18 protein-coding genes are annotated in these 18,079 nt (G+C 55.2%); 11 read left to right on the forward strand and 7 right to left on the reverse strand.

What is annotated here, in order from left to right:
* Positions 1–3: 3 nt before the first annotated feature.
* The gene (locus B2Q93_RS08575) at positions 4–612 is read right to left on the reverse strand and encodes a glutathione S-transferase (RefSeq protein WP_040077873.1); all 609 of its coding nucleotides are present in this window, start codon (positions 610–612) and stop codon (positions 4–6) included.
* 516 nt (positions 613–1,128) lie between these two features.
* Here B2Q93_RS08575 and B2Q93_RS08580 point away from each other — a divergent pair.
* From B2Q93_RS08580 to trmL, 8 genes are all read left to right on the forward strand, one after another.
* The gene (locus B2Q93_RS08580; protein ID WP_040077872.1) at positions 1,129–3,036 is read left to right on the forward strand and encodes a PTS mannitol transporter subunit IICBA; all 1,908 of its coding nucleotides are present in this window, start codon (positions 1,129–1,131) and stop codon (positions 3,034–3,036) included.
* A gap of 87 nt (positions 3,037–3,123) precedes the next feature.
* Positions 3,124–4,287 carry a mannitol-1-phosphate 5-dehydrogenase gene (gene mtlD / locus B2Q93_RS08585; RefSeq protein ID WP_286932539.1) on the forward strand — a complete coding sequence of 388 codons (1,164 nt, stop codon included), beginning with the start codon at positions 3,124–3,126 and terminating at the stop codon, positions 4,285–4,287.
* Positions 4,284–4,874, forward strand: coding sequence for a mannitol operon repressor MtlR (gene mtlR, locus B2Q93_RS08590; RefSeq protein WP_040077870.1), 591 nt, complete (start codon positions 4,284–4,286; stop codon positions 4,872–4,874). Before mtlD ends, mtlR begins: the two co-directional genes overlap by 4 nt.
* Positions 4,875–4,933: 59 nt before the next feature.
* On the forward strand, positions 4,934–5,296 hold the full coding sequence (locus B2Q93_RS08595) for a YibL family ribosome-associated protein (RefSeq protein WP_040077869.1): 363 nt from the start codon (positions 4,934–4,936) through the stop codon (positions 5,294–5,296).
* Between the two features lie 319 nt (positions 5,297–5,615).
* Entirely contained in the window at positions 5,616–7,271 is a 1,656-nt protein-coding gene (lldP, locus tag B2Q93_RS08600; protein WP_046886288.1) for an L-lactate permease, read from the forward strand.
* Entirely contained in the window at positions 7,268–8,041 is a 774-nt protein-coding gene (lldR, locus tag B2Q93_RS08605) for a transcriptional regulator LldR (RefSeq protein WP_286932542.1), read from the forward strand. Before lldP ends, lldR begins: the two co-directional genes overlap by 4 nt.
* Positions 8,038–9,225 carry an FMN-dependent L-lactate dehydrogenase LldD gene (gene lldD, locus B2Q93_RS08610; RefSeq protein ID WP_040077866.1) on the forward strand — a complete coding sequence of 396 codons (1,188 nt, stop codon included), beginning with the start codon at positions 8,038–8,040 and terminating at the stop codon, positions 9,223–9,225. Before lldR ends, lldD begins: the two co-directional genes overlap by 4 nt.
* Before the next feature lie 43 nt (positions 9,226–9,268).
* Complete coding sequence (trmL, locus tag B2Q93_RS08615) at positions 9,269–9,742, forward strand: tRNA (uridine(34)/cytosine(34)/5-carboxymethylaminomethyluridine(34)-2'-O)-methyltransferase TrmL (RefSeq protein ID WP_286932544.1); 474 nt, start codon at positions 9,269–9,271, stop codon at positions 9,740–9,742.
* On the opposite strand, the gene cysE is transcribed toward trmL, so the two are convergent.
* The 5 genes from cysE to B2Q93_RS08640 all read right to left on the reverse strand — a co-directional run bounded on the left by cysE (position 9,739) and on the right by B2Q93_RS08640 (position 12,923).
* A complete protein-coding gene (cysE, locus tag B2Q93_RS08620) occupies positions 9,739–10,560 on the reverse strand; it encodes a serine O-acetyltransferase (RefSeq protein WP_286932546.1) in 822 nt (273 codons plus the stop codon). The genes trmL and cysE overlap by 4 nt on opposite strands.
* A 132-nt stretch (positions 10,561–10,692) precedes the next feature.
* Positions 10,693–11,724 (reverse strand): NAD(P)H-dependent glycerol-3-phosphate dehydrogenase, encoded by a 1,032-nt coding sequence (gpsA, locus tag B2Q93_RS08625; protein WP_046886289.1) that lies wholly within the window; start codon positions 11,722–11,724, stop codon positions 10,693–10,695.
* On the reverse strand, positions 11,724–12,191 hold the full coding sequence (gene secB / locus B2Q93_RS08630) for a protein-export chaperone SecB (protein ID WP_014168079.1): 468 nt from the start codon (positions 12,189–12,191) through the stop codon (positions 11,724–11,726). Before secB ends, gpsA begins: the two co-directional genes overlap by 1 nt.
* A 34-nt stretch (positions 12,192–12,225) precedes the next feature.
* Entirely contained in the window at positions 12,226–12,477 is a 252-nt protein-coding gene (grxC, locus tag B2Q93_RS08635) for a glutaredoxin 3 (protein WP_040077862.1), read from the reverse strand.
* A 14-nt stretch (positions 12,478–12,491) separates the two neighbouring features.
* Positions 12,492–12,923 carry a rhodanese-like domain-containing protein gene (locus tag B2Q93_RS08640; RefSeq protein ID WP_207292744.1) on the reverse strand — a complete coding sequence of 144 codons (432 nt, stop codon included), beginning with the start codon at positions 12,921–12,923 and terminating at the stop codon, positions 12,492–12,494.
* 247 nt (positions 12,924–13,170) lie between these two features.
* On the opposite strand from B2Q93_RS08640, the gene gpmM reads away from it, so the two are divergent.
* From gpmM to B2Q93_RS08655, 3 genes are read left to right on the forward strand one after another with little or no spacing between them, the layout of a single operon-like run.
* Positions 13,171–14,715, forward strand: coding sequence for a 2,3-bisphosphoglycerate-independent phosphoglycerate mutase (gene gpmM / locus B2Q93_RS08645; RefSeq protein WP_286932547.1), 1,545 nt, complete (start codon positions 13,171–13,173; stop codon positions 14,713–14,715).
* Between the two features lie 33 nt (positions 14,716–14,748).
* On the forward strand, positions 14,749–16,008 hold the full coding sequence (gene envC / locus B2Q93_RS08650) for a murein hydrolase activator EnvC (RefSeq protein ID WP_242637326.1): 1,260 nt from the start codon (positions 14,749–14,751) through the stop codon (positions 16,006–16,008).
* Positions 16,009–16,011: 3 nt separating this feature from the next.
* Complete coding sequence (locus B2Q93_RS08655) at positions 16,012–16,977, forward strand: divergent polysaccharide deacetylase family protein (RefSeq protein ID WP_286932549.1); 966 nt, start codon at positions 16,012–16,014, stop codon at positions 16,975–16,977.
* On the opposite strand, the gene B2Q93_RS08660 is transcribed toward B2Q93_RS08655, so the two are convergent.
* The gene (locus tag B2Q93_RS08660) at positions 16,964–17,998 is read right to left on the reverse strand and encodes a glycosyltransferase (protein ID WP_286932664.1); all 1,035 of its coding nucleotides are present in this window, start codon (positions 17,996–17,998) and stop codon (positions 16,964–16,966) included. The two genes, B2Q93_RS08655 and B2Q93_RS08660, sit on opposite strands and share 14 nt — an antisense overlap.
* Positions 17,999–18,079: the final 81 nt, after the last annotated feature.

Genomic DNA, 18,079 nt, shown 5'->3' on the forward strand with positions numbered 1-18,079 from the left:
ACATCACGCCTTTGGCGGTTCAGTGCGAGCAAAGCTTTCGCGCTGGAAGAGGGTTTCGGCCAGTTTGACCAGCAGTGGACGCTCGACGCACCAGCCCGGCGAGACGCGGCGGAAATTGAGATAACCAATGGCACAAGCAATGGCGATGGTCGCCAGGTTAACGCTGTCGGTGGCCAACTTGCCCTCGCGAATCAGGGTTTCGCACCAGTCGAGGCTGCGGCTGATTTTTTCACGCTGACGCAGCAACTCTGCTTCTGATTGCTGTGCGGGCGGGCGGGCCTGCTCACGCACGGAGGCCAGAGCCGCATCCATAATGCCGTCGGCCAGCGCTTCGATCTGGCGGATGTAGAGCGCCGCCTTCGGCTCGCGCGGCACCATCGCCGGGGCGATATCCAGCTTTTCTATGTATTCGGCAATGATCGGTGAATCAAACCAGTATTCGCCATCATCCGTCACCAGCGCGGGTACTTTGCCCAGCGGGTTGTACTGCGCCACGCCATTGTCGGCGTTATAGGGCTGTTCGTTGATGAACTCGAAGGTGATCCCCTTCTCCAGCAAAAGAATGGAGATCTTCCGGACAAAGGGACTGGTATAACTGCCGATAAGTTTCATTGCCTGCTCCTGTATGCCAACAAAAGGTTAAGTATGGCTCAGGCAAAGAGAAAAAGGCAGGCCACCTCCGTCGGTGAGATTACGGGTGCCAGGCAGAGATCATTCAACTCACAGATAATGTTGCTCACTTTCATACCGTTTAGTTCTCCCATGACAGACTCTGCGCCCGATCACATCCAGAGTAATCTGCATAAAAATATTTTGTGAATTTCATCACAATTCATAAACAAACCAGAGCCAGCATTATGTGACAAACCTCACATTTTTGTGCCGAATCAGCCACTTTATTGACCACTGTATTTTTTTTACACGTCATATTTGTGACACGGATCACGTCAATAATCTGCGCACCCCCTACATTTACGTGATTGAGATCACACAAAATTCCGCTCGCTGGACACCATAACGATTCAGTGCCAGATTTCACACATTCGAACAGGGCTGGGCTACCTCTGCCACCGCATTAACAACAAACCTCGGGCTACTAGCCTGCGTACACAAAAGAAGGGGTGTTTTATGTCATCCGATTTCAAGATCAAAGTTCAAAGCTTTGGTCGTTTCCTCAGCAATATGGTGATGCCAAACATCGGCGCGTTTATCGCGTGGGGTATCATCACTGCATTGTTCATTCCGACAGGGTGGTTGCCTAACGAAACGCTGGCAAAACTTGTTGGCCCAATGATTACTTACCTGCTGCCACTGCTCATCGGTTATACCGGTGGTCGTCTGGTGGGCGGTGACCGCGGCGGCGTAGTGGGTGCCATTACCACTATGGGCGTGATCGTCGGTGCAGATATGCCAATGTTCCTCGGCGCGATGATTGCCGGTCCTCTGGGCGGCTGGGCGATTAAGAAATTCGACGTCTGGGTGGATGGTAAGATCAAGTCCGGCTTCGAAATGCTGGTGAACAACTTCTCTGCGGGCATCATCGGGATGATCCTCGCAATTCTGGCGTTCCTCGGCATTGGCCCTGCGGTTGAAGTTCTGTCCAAAATTCTGGCGGCAGGCGTTAACTTCATGGTGGCGCACGACATGCTGCCGCTGGCGTCTATCTTTGTTGAACCGGCGAAAATCCTGTTCCTCAACAACGCCATTAACCACGGTATCTTCTCCCCGCTGGGTATTCAGCAGTCGCATGACCTCGGCAAGTCCATCTTCTTCCTGATTGAAGCCAACCCGGGTCCGGGTATGGGCGTGCTGCTGGCGTATATGTTCTTCGGTCGCGGCAGTGCAAAACAGTCTGCAGGCGGCGCGGCGATCATCCACTTCCTGGGTGGTATCCACGAAATTTACTTCCCGTACGTGCTGATGAACCCACGTCTGATCCTGGCCGTTATCCTTGGCGGTATGACCGGCGTGTTCACCCTGAGCGTGCTGGGCGGTGGTCTGGTTTCTCCGGCCTCCCCAGGTTCTATCCTGGCGGTACTGGCGATGACCCCGAAAGGCGCTTACTTCGCTAACATCGCCGCTATCTGTGCGGCCATGGCGGTCTCCTTTGTGGTCTCGGCTATCCTGCTGAAAACCAGCAAGGTGAAGGAAGAAGACGATATCGAAGCGGCAACCCGTCGTATGCACGACATGAAGGCGGAATCCAAAGGCGCAACCCCGCTGGCGGCAGGCGATGTCTCTAACGACCTGAGCCACGTGCGTAAAATCATCGTTGCCTGCGACGCCGGTATGGGCTCCAGCGCAATGGGTGCAGGCGTACTGCGTAAGAAAGTGCAGGACGCGGGCCTGACCAACATCTCCGTCACCAACAGTGCTATTAACAGCCTGCCGGGGGACGTTGACCTGGTCATCACCCACCGCGACCTGACCGAACGCGCGATGCGCCAGGTGCCGCAGGCGCAGCACATTTCGCTGACCAACTTCCTCGACAGCGGCCTGTACACCAGCCTGACCGAACGTCTGGTTGCTGCGCAGCGTCACGAAAGCAACGAAGTGAAAGTGCGTACCAGCCTGCAGGACAGCTTCGACGAGAGCAACGCGCATCTGTTCCGACTGGGCGCGGAAAACATCTTCCTTGGCCGTACTGCTACTACGAAAGAAGAAGCCATTCGCTTTGCGGGTGAGCAGTTGGTTGCCGGCGGTTACGTTCAGCCAGAGTACGTTGAAGCGATGCTGGAACGTGAAAAACTGACCCCGACCTACCTGGGCGAATCCATTGCGGTTCCACACGGTACGGTTGAGGCGAAAGACCGCGTACTGAAAACCGGCGTTGTGTTCTGCCAGTATCCGCAGGGCGTACGTTTCGGTGAAGAAGAAGATGACATCGCCCGTCTGGTGATTGGTATCGCCGCACGCAACAACGAGCACATTCAGGTGATTACCAGCCTGACCAACGCCCTCGACGATGAAACCGTCATTGAGCGTCTGGCTAACACCACCAGCGTTGAAGAAGTGCTGGCGTTGTTGAATAAGTAAGTTCGTTCTCTTCCCTCTCCCCCATGGGGAGAGGGCTAGGGTGAGGGGAAAAGTTCCTCACCCCAGCCCTCTCGGGTAAAAACATTAATGAAGGTTAACACTATGAAAGCATTACATTTTGGCGCAGGTAATATCGGTCGTGGATTTATCGGCAAACTGCTGGCAGACGCGGGCATTACGCTGACATTCGCCGATGTGAATCAGGTAGTCCTCGATGCCCTGAATGCCCGTCATAGCTATCAGGTGCACGTGGTGGGTGAAAACGAACAGGTAGATACCGTGAGCGGTGTTAACGCGGTCAGCAGCATTGGCGACGAGGTCATTGACCTGATCGCTGAAGTCGACCTGGTAACCACCGCCGTTGGCCCTGTCGTCCTGGAGCGTATCGCCCCCGCCGTAGCAAAAGGGCTGGCCAAACGTAAAGCCCAGGGCAACAACGCGCCGCTGAACATTATCGCCTGTGAAAACATGGTGCGTGGCACCTCCCAACTGAAAGGCCATGTGCTGGCCGCCGTGGCTGAAGAAGATAAAGCCTGGGTTGAAGAGCACGTTGGTTTCGTGGACTCCGCCGTAGACCGTATCGTGCCGCCGTCTGCCTCCGCGACCAATGACCCGCTGGAAGTGACCGTTGAGACCTTCAGCGAGTGGATCGTCGATAAAACCCAGTTCAAAGGCCCCCTGCCCACCATTCCGGGTATGGAGTTGACCGACAACCTGATGGCCTTTGTCGAACGCAAACTCTTCACGCTGAACACCGGGCATGCTATAACCGCCTACCTCGGAAAATTGGCCGGCCATCAGACCATCCGTGACGCGATTCTCGATGAGAAAATTCGCGCTGTGGTAAAAGGTGCCATGGAAGAGAGCGGCGCGGTGCTGATCAAACGCTACGGTTTTGATGCCGAAAAACATGCGGCATACATTCAGAAAATCCTCGGTCGTTTTGAAAACCCGTATCTGAAAGATGACGTCGAGCGCGTGGGCCGTCAGCCGCTGCGTAAGCTAAGCGCAGGCGACCGTCTGATTAAACCGGTACTGGGCACCCTGGAATATGGCCTGCCTAACAAAAACCTGGTCACGGGGATTGCCGCCGCCATGCATTACCGTAGCGCAGAGGATCCGCAGGCTCAGGAACTGGCGCAATTAATTAACGATAATGGCCCACAGGCCGCACTGGCGCAGGTATCCGGACTGGATGCAAATAGCGAAGTGGTTGTGGAGGCGGTTAACGTTTACAACGCAACCAAATGATGCAGGAACTGGCGCAGGTCATCCTGCGCCCGGATAAAAGATTGTCAGATATGCAGGCAATAATGGAACAAACCCAGGCCTTTGAAAATCGTGTGCTTGAACGTCTGAATGCTGGCAAAACTGTACGAAGTTTCCTGATTTCCGCCGTCGAGTTACTCACCGAGGCGGTGAATATCCTGGTGCTTCAGGTGTTTCGCAAAGACGATTACGCGGTGAAATATGCGGTAGAACCGTTACTGGACGGCGACGGACCGCTGGGCGATTTATCTGTCCGCCTGAAGTTAATCTACGGTCTGGGCGTTATTAGCCGACCGGAGTACGAAGATGCCGAACTGTTGATGGCCTTGCGGGAAGAGCTAAATCACGACGGCAATGAGTATGGTTTCACCGACGACGAGATCCTCGGGCCGCTGGGTGAGCTACATTGCGTCACGGCCCTTCCCCCGGCGCCGCAGTTCGATACCAGCGATCCTGAGCTTTACGCCATGCAGAAGCAGCGTTATCAGCAGATGGTGCGCTCCACCATGGTGCTCTCTTTAACTGAGCTGATTTCCCGGATCAGCTTAAAAAAAGCGTTTCAGAAGTAAGCCTGCGCACATTGGTGTATCCTTCCCTGTAATCTCCCCCGTTTTTAGAGTTATTTGTGATGAAAGAAGTCGAAAAGAACGAAATTAAACGCCTGAGCGACCGCCTGGATCTGATCCGCCACCAGATGGCTGGCCTCTCGCTGGTTGAGTCCGCCGAGAAGTATGCCGAGCTGGAAAAAGAGACCGCGACGCTGGAAGCCGAAATTGATCGCCTGCGCGCAGTGAAAAACCACAAGCTGAGTAAAGAAGCGCAGAAGCTGATGGACATGCCGCACCGCCGCCCGATCACCAAAAAAGAGCAGGCTGATATGGGCAAGCTGAAGAAAAGCGTTCGTGGTCTGGTCGTCGTGCACCCGATGACCGAACTTGGCCGTGAAATGGGCCTGAAAGAGATGACCGGCTTTTGTAAGACGCCATTCTGATAATTTCCCCTCCCTCTCTTCCTAAAGAGGCGAGGGAACTGCGCCTTTCTCCCCCTTCCGGGGAGAGGGCCGGGGTGAGGGCATCAGGCCTTACCCCGCCCAAAATTGGCCCAACCAATTCCCCCTTTGACTGTCCACTGGTTCACATTTCCATTATTTCCCATCACAAAATCGTTGCCCAACCATAACATCTGGTTAACCATTCATTGTCATTACCCCTACATCACCCTATTGGCAGGACCACTTTTACACGTATTGTGACGTTGAGATGAGCGCAGACTCACCGCGAACAGGACGGGTGGTCCTCAGGAGACCTGCAATGAGCCTCTGGCAACAAAACTACGATCCGGCCGGCAATATCTGGCTATCGAGCCTGATCGCATCGCTACCCATTCTGTTCTTCTTTTTTGCGCTGATTAAGCTCAAGCTGAAGGGCTACCTTGCCGCGACCTGGACTGTCGCCATCGCCCTGCTGGTCGCGCTGTTCTTTTATAAAATGCCGGTCGATCGCGCGCTGGCTTCGGTTGTCTATGGCTTCTTCTACGGTCTATGGCCCATCGCCTGGATTATTATTGCCGCCGTATTTGTCTATAAAATCTCGGTAAAAACCGGTCAGTTCGACATTATCCGTTCGTCGATTCTCTCCATCACCCCGGACCAGCGCCTGCAAATGCTGATTGTCGGCTTCTCTTTTGGGGCATTCCTGGAGGGGGCGGCTGGCTTTGGCGCGCCGGTGGCCATCACCGCAGCCCTTTTGGTAGGTTTAGGCTTTAACCCGCTCTATGCCGCCGGTCTCTGTCTGATCGTTAACACCGCGCCGGTCGCCTTTGGCGCAATGGGGATCCCGATTCTGGTGGCCGGACAGGTGACCGGGCTGGACAGCTTTGAGATTGGCCAGATGGTAGGACGTCAGCTGCCGTTCCTGACCATTATTGTGCTGTTCTGGATCATGGCGATTATGGACGGCTGGCGCGGCGTGAAAGAGACCTGGCCTGCGGTGATGGTCGCAGGCGGTTCCTTCGCCATCGCTCAGTACCTCAGCTCCAACTTCCTCGGCCCGGAGTTGCCGGACATTATCTCGTCGCTGGTTTCTCTGGTATGCCTGACGCTGTTCCTCAAGCGCTGGCAGCCGGTGCGTATTTTCCGTTTTGCCGATATGGGCGCCTCACACGTCGATCAGACCCTGGCGCGCACTGGCTATACCCCAGGACAAATCATTCGCGCCTGGTCGCCCTTCCTGTTCCTGACGGCAACCGTCACCCTCTGGAGCATTCCGCCGTTTAAAGCCCTGTTCGCCCCTGGCGGCGCGCTGTATGACATGGTGATTAATATCTCCGTACCCTTCCTCGACAAGATGGTCGCGCGTATGCCGCCGGTGGTTAGCGAGGCGTCACCCTATGCAGCGGTCTATAAGTTCGACTGGTTCTCCGCCACCGGTACGGCCATCCTGTTTGCCGCTATTCTTTCTGTGGTGTGGCTGCGCATGAAGCCTGCCGCCGCGGTGCAGACGTTTGCCAGCACGCTGAAAGAGCTGGCGCTGCCGATCTACTCTATCGGGATGGTTCTGGCGTTCGCGTTTATCTCGAACTACTCCGGGCTGTCGTCGACGCTGGCCCTGGCCCTGGCGCATACCGGGCACGCGTTTACCTTCTTCTCGCCGTTCCTCGGCTGGCTGGGTGTGTTCCTGACCGGGTCAGATACCTCGTCCAACGCCCTGTTTGCTGCGCTACAGGCGACGGCGGCCCAGCAGATTGGCGTCTCCGACGTCCTGCTTGTCGCGGCTAACACGACCGGCGGGGTGACCGGCAAAATGATCTCGCCGCAGTCCATCGCTATCGCCTGTGCGGCGGTAGGCCTGGTGGGCAAGGAGTCCGACCTATTCCGCTTTACCGTCAAACACAGCCTGATATTCACCTGCATGGTGGGCGTGATCACCACGCTACAGGCCTACGTCTTAACCTGGATGATTCCATGATAGTGATGCCCAGACGTCTTTCCGACGAGATTGCCTCTCGCGTAAAGACGCTGATTAAAGAACAACAGCTGGAGGCGGGCATGAAATTGCCCGCCGAGCGCCAGCTGGCAGCCCAGCTTGGCGTTTCGCGTAACTCGTTACGTGAAGCCCTGGCGACGCTGGTGAATGAAGGGGTGCTGCTGAGCCGTCGTGGCGGCGGCACTTTTGTACGCTGGCAGCATGATGACTGGTCGGAACAAAACATTGTTCAACCGTTAAAAACGCTGATGGAGAACGACCCGGACTACAGCTTCGATATCCTGGAAGCGCGTCACGCTATCGAAACCAGCACGGCATGGCATGCGGCCATGCGGGCGACGGAGGCCGACAAAGAGAAGCTAAAAGCCTGCTTCGACGCGACGCAAAGCCCCGACCCGGATATCGCCTCCCAGGCGGATGTCCGTTTTCACCTTGCCATTGCTGAAGCCTCGCACAACGTGGTGCTGCTGCAGACCATGCGCGGTTTTTTCGACCTATTGCAATCCTCCGTGAAGCAGAGCCGCCAGCGTATGTATCAGGTGCCGCCGGTCTTTGCCCGCCTCACTGAGCAGCACGAGGCGGTGCTGAACGCCATTCTGAACGGAAATGCCGAAGCGGCGCGCAAGGCGATGATGGCGCACCTGGGCTTTGTCCACACCACCATCAAACAATTCGATGAAGATCAGGCCCGACAGGCGCGTATTACCCGTCTGCCTGGCGACAACGACACTACCAGGGAGACCAAAGCATGATTATTTCCGCAGCCAGTGACTACCGCGCCGCAGCGAAGCGCATCCTGCCCCCGTTTTTGTTTCACTATATCGACGGCGGTGCTTATGCCGAATACACGCTGCGCCGTAATGTAGAAGACCTGTCGGAAGTGGCCCTGCGTCAGCGCGTGCTGAAGAATATGTCCGATCTTAGCCTCGAGACAACGCTGTTTAACGAAACGCTCTCGATGCCGGTGGCTCTGGCGCCGGTGGGTTTGTGCGGCATGTATGCCCGGCGTGGAGAGGTGCAGGCCGCGGCGGCGGCCGATGCGAAAGGTATTCCGTTTACCCTCTCCACCGTTTCCGTCTGCCCCATTGAAGAGGTGGCGCCGACCATTAAGCGCCCCATGTGGTTCCAGCTGTATGTCCTGCGCGATCGCGGTTTTATGCGCAACGCGCTGGAGCGCGCTAAAGCGGCCGGCTGTTCGACGCTGGTCTTTACGGTGGATATGCCCACCCCCGGCGCGCGCTACCGTGATGCCCACTCAGGTATGAGCGGCGCCAATGCAGCGATGCGTCGCTACTGGCAGGCTGTAACCCATCCTCAGTGGGCATGGGATGTGGGGCTTAACGGCCGTCCACACGATCTGGGGAATATCTCTACCTATCTGGGGAAACCCACCGGGCTGGAGGATTACATCGGCTGGCTGGCGAATAACTTCGATCCCTCGATCTCCTGGAAAGACCTGGAGTGGATCCGTGAATTCTGGGACGGCCCGATGGTGATCAAAGGGATCCTCGATCCGGAAGATGCCCGCGATGCGGTCCGTTTTGGTGCCGATGGTATTGTGGTCTCTAACCACGGTGGCCGCCAGCTGGATGGGGTACTCTCTTCAGCGCGGGCGTTACCTGCCATTGCCGACGCGGTGAAAGGGGATATCGCCATCCTGGCCGACAGTGGCATCCGCAACGGGCTGGATGTGGTACGCATGATTGCGCTGGGCGCAGACAGCGTGCTGCTGGGGCGCGCTTATCTCTATGCCCTGGCAACGCACGGCCAGGCGGGCGTGGCGAATCTGCTGAACCTGATCGAGAAAGAGATGAGGGTGGCGATGACGCTAACCGGCGCAAGGTCGATTAGTGAGATCAGCAAAGACTCTCTGGTGCAAGAGTTGAGTAAGCTTCCGGCTGCACTGGCCCCCTTGTCGCAGGGCGACGCGGCGTAGTGAAAATGCTATCCTGCCCCCCGCAAATAAGGGGGCAGTCAGCATGCTTAACATCGTACTCTTCGAACCAGAAATTCCACCGAATACCGGCAATATCATCCGCCTGTGCGTTAACACTGGTTTTCGCCTGCATATCATTGAGCCAATGGGCTTTACGTGGGACGACAAACGCCTGCGTCGCGCGGGGCTGGATTACCATGAATTTACCGCCGTGGTTCGCCATCGGGATCTCGCGGCTTTTCTGGATGCAGAGAAACCCCAGCGCATGTTTGCCCTGACCACCAAAGGTACGCCAGCGCACAGTGCCGTGAGCTATCAGCAAGGGGATTATCTGCTGTTTGGCCCAGAGACGCGCGGCCTGCCCGCAACGATTCTGGATGCGCTGCCTGCTGAGCAAAAAATTCGTATTCCGATGATGCCAGACAGCCGCAGTATGAACCTCTCTAATGCGGTGTCGGTGGTAGTTTATGAAGCCTGGCGCCAGCTAGGTTATGCCGGCGCCATCCTCAGAAGTTAGATGCCATCACCATACTCAAAGGTATGGTGAATACCGTTGAAGAACTGATCCATATCCATCGCCGGCTTGTCGCTATCGGGCTTGCCGACAATACGCGCCGGAACGCCTGCGGCGGTGGTATGAGGAGGAACAGGTTGCAATACCACTGAGCCGGCACCAATTTTCGCACCGCGCCCCACTTCGATATTCCCCAGAATCTTCGCCCCGGCGCCAATCATCACCCCTTCACGAATTTTCGGGTGGCGATCGCCGCTGGTTTTACCGGTACCACCCAGGGTCACCGACTGCAGGATCGAAACATCATTTTCGATCACCGCCGTTTCACCCACCACAATACCGGTGGCGTGGTCGAGCATGATGCCCCGCCCAATCGTCGCGGCCGGGTGAATATCGACCTGGAAGGTGACCGAAACCTGGTTTTGCAGAAAAATCGCCAGCGCGCGGCGGCCTTCATTCCACAGCCAGTGGCCGATGCGGTAGGCCTGCAGCGCATGAAACCCTTTCAGGTAAAGCAGAGGGGTGGAGTATTTATCCACCGCCGGGTCACGCGTGCGTACAGCCTGAATATCACAGGCGGCAGAGGCGATCATTTCCGGGTCGGCGGCATAGGCCTCTTCGACCACTTCGCGAATGGCAATGGCGGGCATAATGGCGGAAGACAACTTATTGGCGAGCATATAACTCAGGGCACTGCCAAGATCTTCATGCTTGAGGAGCGTCGCGTGATAAAAGCTGGCCAGCATAGGCTCACAGTCGGCCAAAGCCCGGGCTTCGGCTTTAATATTGTTCCAGACGATATCCAGTTCTTCACACGGCATTGCTTACTCCAGACGTAATGGTACGACCGGCCAGTCTCTGCTGGCCGTGTCGTTGGATGACAAAGGATCCCTGCGATTATCCCCGACCGACATCAGGCTGCAGGGTTATTGGTTATTACCCTGCGGCCCCGGTTATTTCGGGGAGGCTTCGTTGCTGCGCTCGTCCTTTCGCGCACGACCTAATAAGGTCAATGCTGCCTCGCGCGCATTTTTTCCGCAATACAATACCTGATAAATTTCCTCGGTTATTGGCATTTCGACACCAAAACGGTGCGCCAATTCGCGAACTTCTTTGGTATTGCGGTAGCCTTCAACCACCTGACCAATCTTCTCCTGCGCGCCCGTGACATCCATGCCCTGTCCGAGCATCATGCCGAAGCGGCGGTTACGTGACTGGTTGTCGGTGCAGGTAAGCACCAGGTCGCCCAGCCCCGCCATGCCCATAAAGGTTGTAGGATCGGCACCCAGCGCAGCGCCCAGTCGGGACATCTCGGTCAGGCCGCGGGTGATCAGCGCTGTTCGCGCATTGGCACCAAAGCCAATACCGTCGGACATCCCGGCACCGATGGCAATCACGTTCTTCACCGCACCACCCAGCTGCACGCCGATAAAATCGGGGTTGCTGTAGACACGGAAGCTCTTACCGCAGTGCAGAAGCTGCTGCAAATCGTCGGCAAAAGTCTCATCGGTGGACGCCAGAGAGATGGCCGTAGGCAGACCCGCTGCCAGCTCTTTCGCAAATGTCGGTCCGGAGATCACCGCCAGCGGTATCTCATCCCCCAGCGCTTCGCGCGCCACATCCTGCAGCAGACGTCCGGTTTCGGCTTCCAGCCCTTTGGTCGCCCAGACGATACGCGCATCGGCTCGCATCAGCGGTTTTATCTGACGCAGAACCTGGCCAAACACATGGCTGGGTACCACAACCAGAATGTTACGGCTGGCCGCCAGCGCCGTCGCGAGGTCGCTTTCAAGGTGCAGTGAGTCGGGGAAAGGCACATCAGGGAGGAACGCCACGTTACAGCGATCGGCTTGCAACGTTGCGATATGTTTTGGGTCATGGCCCCAGAGCACAACCTGGTGGCCATTTCTTGCCAGAGTAATGGCAAGAGCGGTGCCGTAAGAGCCGGCACCGATCACAGTCATTGACGCATTAACAGTACTCATCAGGCATCCTGATGTTGTTCAGTACCTTCGCCAGCTTGCTGCTGCAGATAGTTCATGAACAGCGCATCGAAGTTCACCGGCGCAAGGTTCAGTTGCGGGAATGTACCACGAGAAACCAGACTGGTAATGCACTCACGGGCATACGGGAACAGAATGTTCGGGCAGTATGCACCCAGGCAATGCGCCATCTGGTTGCCTTCAATGCCACCGATAGAGAAGATACCACCCTGCTGTACTTCACACAGGAACGCCGTTTCTTCGCCCAGAGAAGCAGTTACGGTCACACGCAGCACGACTTCATACACGTCATCCGCCAGTTGGGTGGATGCGGTATCAAGATCAAGTTTAACCTCTGGCTGCCAGTCTTTCTGGAAAACATGCGGCGCATTTGGAGCCTCAAAAGAGACATCCTTGGTATAAATGCGCTGGATCTGGAAAGTCATTTCGGTGTTGTTTTGTTCTGACATGAAAAAAACCCTTTTTTTATTGTCTTAAAACGCCTTAGCGCAGCAGAGGATCAAGCCCGCCGCGCGCGTCGAGCGCATATAAATCATCACAGCCGCCAATGTGCTGCGCATCGATAAAAATCTGCGGAACCGTCGTGCGGCCACTTCGCTTAATCATCTCTTCACGCTTCGCGCCGTCGCCATCAATCGGCAACTCCTGGAATGAGACACCTTTGCTGTCCAGCAGCGCTTTTGCGCGATGGCAGAACGGGCAGGTCGCTTTGGTATAGATTTCGATATTGGCCATGACTTGACTCCTGTTTATTTGCCGCGAACCAGAGGCAGATTCTCGCCGCTCCAGCCGGAGATACCCTCTTTCAGGACGCTCACTTTTTCAAAGCCTGCCTTATAGAGAATATTGGCGGGTTCCTGAGCCTGCATGCCGGTACCGTCCACAACGATAATCGGTTTGTCTTTATGCTTTTCCAGTTCGCCAAAATTGTTTGCTTTGATTTCAGCGGGCAGCAGGTTGATAGCGCCTGCAATGTGCCCTTTACGGAAATCGTCACGCTGACGCAGATCGACAACCACCGCGTCTTCTTTATTAATAAGACGCGTTGCTTCGCCACGAGTGATCACTTTCACTTTAGACGTGAGGCCTTTGAAAGTAGTGAACAGCACAGCGGCCAGTAAACCAATCCACGCGATACAAAGTATGGGGTGGCGGCTAACAAATTGCATAATTTCTTGCATGGGGGGTAACGACTCCCGACTAAGTGAATAAAAAACCAGGACAGGAGTATACCTGCGCGTTGGAGCAAATACAGCCAGCGACACTAAGCTAATCCATTTTCTGCGGCCTGCCACGAAAAAAAAGACCAAAATTGCCCTGAAGAACCTCTGCCCCGCGGGTTTCTTTGATCTTCTGCGGCTATTTGCACGATTCAGCTGTAGTAAAATTACGCAAATTTTTTGTCTATTACGCACAGAGGTTGTCGCAATGTCGGTTTCTAAAAAACCTATGGTACTGGTGATCCTGGATGGCTATGGCTACCGTGAAGAGAGCCAGGATAACGCCATTCTCAACGCCAAAACCCCGGTCATGGATGCACTGTGGGCTAAACGCCCTCATACCTTGATTGATGCTTCCGGTCTGGAAGTCGGTCTGCCGGATCGCCAGATGGGCAACTCCGAAGTCGGACACGTAAACCTGGGCGCAGGGCGCATTGTTTACCAGGATCTCACCCGTCTGGATGTTGAAATTAAAGAACGGACTTTCTTTGCTAACCCGACCCTGTGCGGCGCGGTAGATAAAGCGGTAGCGGCAGGCAAAGCGGTACACATTATGGGTCTGCTCTCTGCAGGCGGTGTACACAGCCACGAAGATCATATTCTGGCGATGGTCGAGCTGGCGGCAGAACGCGGTGCAGAAAAAATCTATCTTCACGCCTTCCTTGATGGTCGCGATACCCCACCGCGTAGCGCTAAACACTCTCTGCAGCTGTTTGAAGAGAAGTTTGCTGTTCTGGGTAAAGGGCGCGTGGCTTCTCTCATCGGCCGTTACTACGCCATGGACCGCGATAATCGCTGGGATCGCGTTGAGCAGGCCTATGACCTGATGACGCTGGCAAAAGGTGAATTCCAGTTCGCGACCGCCGTCGAAGGCCTGGAAGCCGCTTACGCACGGGATGAAAACGACGAATTCGTGAAAGCGACCGTCATTCGCGCTGAAGGCCAGCCTGATGCCGCCATGAACGATGGCGATGCTTTGATCTTCATGAATTTCCGCGCCGACCGTGCCCGTGAAATTACCCGTGCGTTTGTAAATCACGATTTCGACGGCTTCGCCCGTAAAAAAGTGGTTAATCTCGACTACATCCAGCTGACCGAATACGCCGCTGACATCAATGCCCCTTGCGCCTATCCCCCTGCTTCGCTGGAGAATACCTTCGGTGAGTGGATGGCGAAGAATGACAAAACCCAGCTACGTATCTCCGAAACCGAGAAATATGCTCACGTTACCTTCTTCTTTAATGGCGGCGTTGAAGAGCCGTTCAGCGGCGAAGATCGTATTCTGATTAACTCCCCGAAAGTAGCGACCTACGATCTGCAGCCTGAAATGAGCTCTGCAGAATTGACTGAAAAACTGGTGGCGGCAATCGAGAGCGGGAAATACGACACCATCATCTGTAACTACCCAAATGGCGACATGGTTGGTCATACCGGTGTAATGGAAGCCGCGGTGAAAGCCGTTGAAGCCCTGGATCACTGCGTTGAGCAGGTCGCGAAAGCGGTGGAAGCGGTGGGTGGACAACTGCTGATCACCGCCGACCACGGCAATGCCGAGCAGATGCGCGATCCGTCTACCGGGCAGGCACATACGGCGCACACGAACCTGCCCGTTCCGCTGATCTACGTGGGTGATAAATCAGTGAAAGCGGTCGAAGGCGGCAAGCTTTCTGACATCGCGCCCACTATGCTGACGCTGATGGGTATGGAAATCCCGAAAGAGATGACTGGCAAGGCGCTGTTCATCGTGGAATAATCCTTCCCCATGAGGGGAAAGGCGATTTTTTCAATCACATGGGTCGTGAAGCCGATACGGTTATCAGTCAGACCTCTGCTTTACGCCAGCGCGCTCAGCGCTGGCGTATTGCTGTGCGCTGCGTCCGCCCATGCGGATGACCGGGATCAGCTTAAATCTATTCAGGCCGATATCGCCGCGAAAGAGCGTGCGGTACGCCAGCAACAGCAGCAGCGCGCCGCACTGCTTGCGCAACTTAAGCAGCAGGAAGAGGCGATTTCTGCCGCGACGCGTAAATTGCGCGAAACTCAAAACACCCTCACTCAGCTCAACAAGCAAATCGATGAAATGAACGCGTCGATCGCCAAACTTGAACGCCAGCGCATTAGCCAGGAGCGTAATCTTGCGGCGCAGCTCGACGCGGCCTTCCGTCAGGGCGAACATACCGGCATTCAATTGATTTTGAGCGGTGAAGAGAGTCAGCGTGGCCAGCGTTTGCAGGCCTATTTTGGCTATCTGAACCAGGCGCGTCAGGAGACCATTGCGCAGTTGAAACAGACGCGCGAAGAGGTCTCCTCACAAAAAGCCGAGCTGGAAGAGAAGCAGAGCCAGCAGCAGACCTTGCTCTACGAACAGCAGGCGCAGCAGGCGAAGCTGGAGCAGGCGCGCAACGAGCGTAAAAAAACGCTGAGCGGGCTGGAGTCTTCTATTCAGGCAGGTCAGAGTCAGCTCAGCGAAATGCGCGCTAACGAATCTAAATTGCGTAACAGCATTGCCCGTGCGGAAGCAGCTGCCAAAGCGCGTGCCGAAAAAGAGGCGCGCGAGGCGCAGGCTGTACGTAACAAACAGCAGGAAGCGTCCCGTAAAGGCACCACCTATAAACCAACTGAAAGCGAACGTTCATTGATGTCGCGTACCGGTGGCCTGGGCTCCCCGCGCGGTCAGGCTTACTGGCCTGTACGCGGTACAATTCTGCATCGCTATGGCGAACAACTGCAGGGTGAGCTACGTTGGAAAGGGATTGTTATCGGTGCGTCTGAAGGTAGCGAAGTGAAAGCCATTGCCGATGGCCGCGTAATTCTGGCCGACTGGCTGCAGGGTTACGGGCTGGTGGTAGTAGTGGAACACGGTAAAGGCGATATGAGTCTTTACGGCTATAACCAGAGCGCTCTGGTCAGCGTGGGCACCCAGGTGCGCGCCGGCCAACCCATCGCCCTTGTGGGCAGCAGTGGCGGTCAGGGCCGCCCGTCACTCTATTTCGAAATTCGTCGCCAGGGTCAGGCGGTCAATCCACAGCCGTGGTTGGGAAGATAAGTTTTGCTTCAATTTCGTCGTATCGTTCTCTCCGTCGCCAGCGCACTGGCGCTGGTTGCACCCGTTTACGCAGGCAAACTTGCCATCGTCATTGATGACTTCGGTTATCGTCCGCACAATGAAAATCAGGTGCTGGCGATGCCTCCCGCTATCTCCGTAGCAGTATTACCGAACGCGCCCCACGCTCGCGAGATGGCCACCAAAGCGCACAATAGCGGTCACGAGGTCTTGATTCATTTGCCGATGGCACCGCTAAGCAAACAGCCCTTAGAAAAAGATACACTGCGCCCGGAAATGAGCAGCGACGAGGTTGAACGGATCATCCGGGAGGCCTACGGCAAAGTACCGTACGCGGCGGGGCTGAACAACCATATGGGCAGCGCCATGACCTCAAGCCTGTTTGGAATGCAGAAGGTGATGCAGGCGCTGGAGCGCTATAACCTCTATTTCCTCGACAGCATGACCATTGGCAACAGCCAGGCGATGCGTGCGGCACAGGGTACAGGCGTGAAAGTGATTAAGCGCAAAGTGTTTTTGGACGATACGCAAAACGAGGCGGATATCCGCGTGCAGTTTAATCGTGCCGTTCAGCTGGCACGCCGTAATGGTTCTGCCATTGCGATTGGGCATCCCCACCCTTCTACCGTGCGCGTATTGCAGCAGATGCTACCGACGCTGCCCTCTGACATTACGCTGGTGCGCCCAAGTAGCCTGTTAAACGAGCCGCAGGTGGATACTTCCACACCCAATATGACGCCGCCGAAAGGCAATGCACCTGACACCCCGCGAAATCCGTTCCGCGGCGTGAATATCTGTAAACCGAAGGGGGCGCCTGAGCCGGTATATGCAGACCGATTCTTTAGCGTAATGAGCGACAGCATCGCTCACAGCATGCTGGTGAGCTATTTCCAGCATCAATGGCAGGGATGGGGGCGATCCCCCGGTAGTAAAAACGTTAGCGTAGATTGAGCACCTTGCGGGTAATACGGTGGGGCGACAGCGTTTTGTCGCGCCATTTCCACAGGCGATATGTCCACAGCATCGCCTGCCAGGCCAGTTTCACGCTGCGCACGTTCATGACCATACGTTTAAACATCCCGGAAGCATAAATCTCAGCAATCATACGTTGGCGCGTTGAGATATCTTTTTCTTTACGTACGCAGTGGCACACGCGCAATGCTTCATAGGTAATTTGCTGATGAAACTCAGGATAAATCGTAATGCGATTTGCATAGTCACGATTTAATTTCTCAAGTAATCGTGTGATCTTCATATAATGACGCTGGTAATTAAGGTTTTTATCCCCTTGTCTTTTAAGGCGACTTACCGACTGGTCATGTAAAAAATATTTATATAAAGATTCTTCGGTATATCTTGCGCGGACAGCGTTAAACATAAATTCAGTGGTCCACACAATGTCCTGATGGTGTAAACCCGGAACAAACATAATTTTGTTTTTGAGAATAACGTCACGCCGATATACACCCATCCAGACAACATGCGTCCAGCGGCGTGATGCCAGTGCCATGCGCAACCAGTCCGGGCCGGTTAATACACCCGTAGAACGCAGACGATCGGTGGGGATGGATTGCCAGGTACTGCCCGTTTCTCGCACGCACCAGTCAGCATTACACTGGGCGACATCAAGATCGTCTTCCAGCGCCATCTTCATCAGCGTTTCGTACATATTTGGATAGACCAGGTCATCCGCATCGACAAAGGCGACATAGTCGCCTGTAGCGACTGCAAGCCCGCGGTTACGGGCGACAGAGGCCCCGGCGTTACTCTGATGAATCAGCTTAACGTGGGGGTAGTTGTCAGCATAATATTGTGCAATTTCAACGGAGTTATCTGTAGAACCGTCGTTGACAATAATAATTTCCAGAGCAGTCCATGTTTGCCCGATTAATGATTCCATGCAGGCATTAAAGTCCTTTGCCGCATTGTACAACGGAATAATCACACTGAGCCTGATTGAACTATTCATCATCACTTACCAAATACCCTTGAGGTTACGCGGCATTGTACAGCCCTTATATTAAGAAAGTATTAAGGCTGGCAATGTATGCGG

Source organism: Leclercia sp. UBA5958, assembly GCF_002430365.1.
GTDB classification, from domain to species: Bacteria; Pseudomonadota; Gammaproteobacteria; order Enterobacterales; family Enterobacteriaceae; genus Enterobacter; species Enterobacter pneumoniae.

Bases quoted from the DNA above. Each gene is read 5' to 3' on its own strand.
- B2Q93_RS08575 (WP_040077873.1), bottom strand. From the start codon at position 612: ATGAAACTTATCGGCAGTTATACCAGTCCCTTTGTCCGGAAGATCTCC.
- B2Q93_RS08580 (WP_040077872.1), top strand. From the start codon at position 1,129: ATGTCATCCGATTTCAAGATCAAAGTTCAAAGCTTTGGTCGTTTCCTC.
- mtlD (WP_286932539.1), top strand. From the start codon at position 3,124: ATGAAGGTTAACACTATGAAAGCATTACATTTTGGCGCAGGTAATATC.
- mtlR (WP_040077870.1), top strand. From the start codon at position 4,284: ATGATGCAGGAACTGGCGCAGGTCATCCTGCGCCCGGATAAAAGATTG.
- B2Q93_RS08595 (WP_040077869.1), top strand. From the start codon at position 4,934: ATGAAAGAAGTCGAAAAGAACGAAATTAAACGCCTGAGCGACCGCCTG.
- lldP (WP_046886288.1), top strand. From the start codon at position 5,616: ATGAGCCTCTGGCAACAAAACTACGATCCGGCCGGCAATATCTGGCTA.
- lldR (WP_286932542.1), top strand. From the start codon at position 7,268: ATGATAGTGATGCCCAGACGTCTTTCCGACGAGATTGCCTCTCGCGTA.
- lldD (WP_040077866.1), top strand. From the start codon at position 8,038: ATGATTATTTCCGCAGCCAGTGACTACCGCGCCGCAGCGAAGCGCATC.
- trmL (WP_286932544.1), top strand. From the start codon at position 9,269: ATGCTTAACATCGTACTCTTCGAACCAGAAATTCCACCGAATACCGGC.
- cysE (WP_286932546.1), bottom strand. From the start codon at position 10,560: ATGCCGTGTGAAGAACTGGATATCGTCTGGAACAATATTAAAGCCGAA.
- gpsA (WP_046886289.1), bottom strand. From the start codon at position 11,724: ATGAGTACTGTTAATGCGTCAATGACTGTGATCGGTGCCGGCTCTTAC.
- secB (WP_014168079.1), bottom strand. From the start codon at position 12,191: ATGTCAGAACAAAACAACACCGAAATGACTTTCCAGATCCAGCGCATT.
- grxC (WP_040077862.1), bottom strand. From the start codon at position 12,477: ATGGCCAATATCGAAATCTATACCAAAGCGACCTGCCCGTTCTGCCAT.
- B2Q93_RS08640 (WP_207292744.1), bottom strand. From the start codon at position 12,923: ATGCAAGAAATTATGCAATTTGTTAGCCGCCACCCCATACTTTGTATC.
- gpmM (WP_286932547.1), top strand. From the start codon at position 13,171: ATGTCGGTTTCTAAAAAACCTATGGTACTGGTGATCCTGGATGGCTAT.
- B2Q93_RS08660 (WP_286932664.1), bottom strand. From the start codon at position 17,998: ATGATGAATAGTTCAATCAGGCTCAGTGTGATTATTCCGTTGTACAAT.